This window comes from Citrobacter sp. Cpo142 (assembly GCF_030332425.1).
GTDB classification, from domain to species: Bacteria; Pseudomonadota; Gammaproteobacteria; order Enterobacterales; family Enterobacteriaceae; genus Citrobacter; species Citrobacter portucalensis.
The window spans coordinates 113,109-116,590 of the sequence record NZ_JAOWHW010000151.1; the positions used below are offsets into that span (position 1 = coordinate 113,109).

The 3,482-nt window shown below is 52.3% G+C and carries 5 protein-coding genes; 1 reads left to right on the forward strand and 4 read right to left on the reverse strand.

The window, feature by feature from the left end:
• From OGY18_RS27030 to OGY18_RS27040, 3 genes are all read right to left on the reverse strand, one after another.
• The coding region (locus tag OGY18_RS27030; RefSeq protein WP_286555057.1) for a DeoR family transcriptional regulator at positions 1–468 on the reverse strand (468 nt) is incomplete at its 3' end.
• Positions 469–684: 216 nt separating this feature from the next.
• Positions 685–1,506 (reverse strand): DUF932 domain-containing protein, encoded by an 822-nt coding sequence (locus OGY18_RS27035; RefSeq protein WP_003847794.1) that lies wholly within the window; start codon positions 1,504–1,506, stop codon positions 685–687.
• Positions 1,507–1,598: 92 nt separating this feature from the next.
• A complete protein-coding gene (locus OGY18_RS27040; protein ID WP_003847792.1) occupies positions 1,599–2,462 on the reverse strand; it encodes a GTPase family protein in 864 nt (287 codons plus the stop codon).
• Between the two features lie 429 nt (positions 2,463–2,891).
• Between OGY18_RS27040 and OGY18_RS27045 the strand changes: the two genes are divergently transcribed.
• Positions 2,892–3,143 (forward strand): BrxR family helix-turn-helix transcriptional regulator, encoded by a 252-nt coding sequence (locus OGY18_RS27045; RefSeq protein WP_003847791.1) that lies wholly within the window; start codon positions 2,892–2,894, stop codon positions 3,141–3,143.
• Between the two features lie 15 nt (positions 3,144–3,158).
• On the opposite strand, the gene OGY18_RS27050 is transcribed toward OGY18_RS27045, so the two are convergent.
• On the reverse strand, positions 3,159–3,482 hold a 324-nt coding region (locus OGY18_RS27050; RefSeq protein WP_286508446.1), incomplete at its 5' end, for an IS3 family transposase.

The following is a 3,482-nucleotide window of genomic DNA, read 5'->3' on the forward strand; positions in this document are numbered from 1 at the left end:
GCAGGGAGCCAGGCGCTCACAGCGTCGCCCCTCCGCAATCAGCGTCACCCGCCTGCGCCCGGTAATGGCCTGAATCAGTCTCCAGAAAGACAATGCTCCTGAAGGCGAAGGCACCGGATTGGCTGGTGCTATCATGCAGGGAGACTCATCGCACATCAGCAGAGCATTCACCAGACGGCGGTCAAGGCCGGGAAAAAGCCCGGCCAGCCCGCTGCGGTGGGCAAAGATAAGCACGTCGGGCACCATCTGCATCTCGCTGCCAGCAGTGCGTAAGCGGCAGTATCCGGATTGATACTCCAGGTCCAGATACATCAGCCGCTCACGAAAATCACGCCGCAGCGTGCGCACCGACACACCAAACTCAGCGGCCAGTTTGCGCACACTCAACGTTTCACCCGCCACCAGACGGCTGATTATCAGTGACAGCCTGACAGCCAGCCGGTCATGGCGGCGTTCTGCCTGTGTCATGAGAGGTTCTCCAGGAAAGTTAACTGACTGAAAATGATGTGATTACTTTAAAGAGGGGGGCGGACAGGGTATGGACAACGCAGAAACTATTTTTTATTTCTGCAAAAGCCAGATGTAATGGGGGTTAAAGGCTATAACCGGAGGATTGAGGCACACGAGCACATAGCGATGCGGACAGGTGGTGTCCGATATTAACAACGCGGTAACATCAAGCAGCTACTGCAGCTGCGTGAGCAGCGTTTCCGCCATCACCCACAGTGCCCGGTTAAGCTTCACGTCCCCGTCAATGCCACGCACAGCACGGGTATGCGACCGTCCGCCTTTGGCATTACGGCCACTGAGCCCACCTTTAATCAGGTTCTCCTGAATACGCTGCCAGGTAGTCCACAGGTCGTTGCTTTCGTCCTGCCAGCGGCGCGGGGAGAGTATCTGCGATTCAGTAACCGGCTGGTGGTCCTCACCAAAGCGATACGTCAGCGCGGCTTTTGCCAGTGCCTGCTGCGCAGGTGGTGGTAACAGCAACGACTGCATGGCATCCCGCTTTTCTTCCACGCGATCAAAAATCCCCAGCACTTCATACGCTCCCTCAATCACCTGGCTCACCACATCCCCCTTGTGCGGCACCCGTACCTCGCCAAAGGATTCGCCGCAGACAAGACCGTTTTGGCACACAGCCCTGAACAGGCCCGGCAACATCTGGTAAGAACTTGTGCCATCATGGGAGTTAAGCAGGATAATTTCAGGCACCTGTTTACCGGTAATCTGTCCCTCCCGACGCAGGCGCAACATATGCTTCGTATGTTCACGACGACCAGGGTCACGAACACGGGTCTGACAGGCAAAGAACGGCTGAAAGCCCTCCCGATGCAGACTGTCCAGCAGAGAGATGGTGGGAATATATGTGTAACGTTCACTACGGGATTCGTGTTTGTCCTCGCTGAATACGCTGGGTACCACGCGAAACAGCTCTTCACGGGTTAACGGACGGTCACGACGAATAAGATTTGCAGCGCCAAAGCGCGAAGCCAGACGGGTCATAAGCAGATTCCTCATAATGGGGAAAACAAACAAAAGAAAGCCCTGTCGCACTAGCGACAGGGCTCGGGAAAGAACAGACAGGCGTTAAACGTTCAGAAGAAGAAATTCCAGACAGCCCGGGCAACGGACACCACGGTGTCACGGACGGCCTGTATTACGGCCCGTACCGGAGCCGGTATCAGTGGGAAAGCACTTACCGTGTCCAGTACCGCGCCGACCGTTTCACCAAAATCGTCACGTGCTTTTTCCTGGACTGTCGTTGTGCGAAAGGGAGACTGCAGTTGCGCCACCACCGGGCTACTGGCTTCACGTGGCAGACACTTTATCATCCGCTCGGCCATCACCCGTAACCCCCACTGCAGACGGACCGACACCGCACACACCGGATGTACAGGTTGAAACAGCTCGTGCAGCAGGCAGATTTTGCGGCTGAGATTCTGCTTCTGCGCCGTGGACAATTGACCACTACCGCTGGTGGGTTCAGTCTTGTCCGACTGGCTGATAACAAACAGCACCTTATGCCGGTATGACTCACCAATTACCTGATGATAAAAATGCTCATCCACCGCCAGCGCCCGATCATCGGCCTTGATCAGCCACAATACCAGGTCAAGTCGGGGAAGTTGCTGACGGTAAAGTGCAGCGTATTCCGCATCCCTGCGTTCACTTTCACCGACACCCGGCAAATCAACCAACGTCATAAAACGCTCGCCCAGTTGCAGCCGAAAACTCAGCGGATTACGGGTGCAGGCTGTGACATCGCTGACCGGGGATACATCACCAGCAAAAAGGGCATTGCAAAGGCTACTCTTTCCCGCTCCGGTTTTACCCAGAATACCTATCACTGGCTCGTAGTCTGTTAACTGGTTTATTTGCTGTAGAATCCGCTCTGATGCCCATTGTGGCAGACCAGAAAGCGATTGCTGAAATGACTTCAAACCTTCAGAATTGTTCATTACTACTCCTCTGAAAAATAATACAAAAACGGCAGAATCGTGAGATTCTGCCGTTAACCAGGTATGTTCAGAAGAATGATATCTATCTGAAAATAATTTGAATTAAGGTAGATGACGAGCCACTGCCGCCTGTGCTCTCGGTCCCTGAGTCGTTAGGTAATTCTGGTATCGCTCATCCCCAGACCAGAACAGTAGATAAGGGCAAATTGCCTGAGGGGGCTATATGGCATTGGGCAGCAAGGTTTTATAGTTGGATGGCATAAATATAACGGTATAGAAGCATCAGCCTATACGATGACTGCCTACGTTTAAGCCATAAATTCTAGCTGTTACATAAGTATTAATGCTGATTATCATCAATTTGATTATAACCATGGCATTTTATGGATTATCATATTAAATATTCATTTTTTCCTATAGTGATAATTCATGCTTGGTTCCCCTTCTAAGCGGCTTGAGGACTTGAGTCTGGTCCAGCGCGATCGGCTGGCCTACATAGATTTTCGGCTCTACTTCTTCGGTGAGATCGGTCGCCCAGATCTGATTGAGCGCTTCGGCGTGGCTCCAGCAGGGGCGACTCGCGATTTGGCTTTGTATCGGGAAATCGTGCCGCATAACATCACCTTCGATGGTAGCAACAAGATCTATCGCATCGGGCAGGCGTTTTCCCCGTTGTTCTGAATCGCCACGGATAATCTAGACACTTCCGAGCCGTTGATAATACTGGTTTTCATATTCTGTCGGTGACATCTGATCGCTGGAACCATGCCGACGCTTACTGTTATAAAACATTTCGATGTAATCAAAAATATCGCTGCGGGCTTCCTCCCGCGTTCCGTAGATCTTTTTCTTTATCCGTTCGCGTTTCAACAACTTGAAAAAGCTTTCTGCAACCGCATTATCGTGGCAGTTACCGCGACGGCTCATGCTGCCCTCCAGTCCGTGTGATTTCAGGAACGACTGCCACTCATGGCTTGTGTACTGACTGCCCTGATCCGAATGAACCAGCACCTGTTTTTG

Coding starts and splice junctions, on each gene's coding strand:
- OGY18_RS27035 (WP_003847794.1), bottom strand. CDS start 1,506: ATGACCCGTCTGGCTTCGCGCTTTGGCGCTGCAAATCTTATTCGTCGT.
- OGY18_RS27040 (WP_003847792.1), bottom strand. CDS start 2,462: ATGAACAATTCTGAAGGTTTGAAGTCATTTCAGCAATCGCTTTCTGGT.
- OGY18_RS27045 (WP_003847791.1), top strand. CDS start 2,892: ATGCTTGGTTCCCCTTCTAAGCGGCTTGAGGACTTGAGTCTGGTCCAG.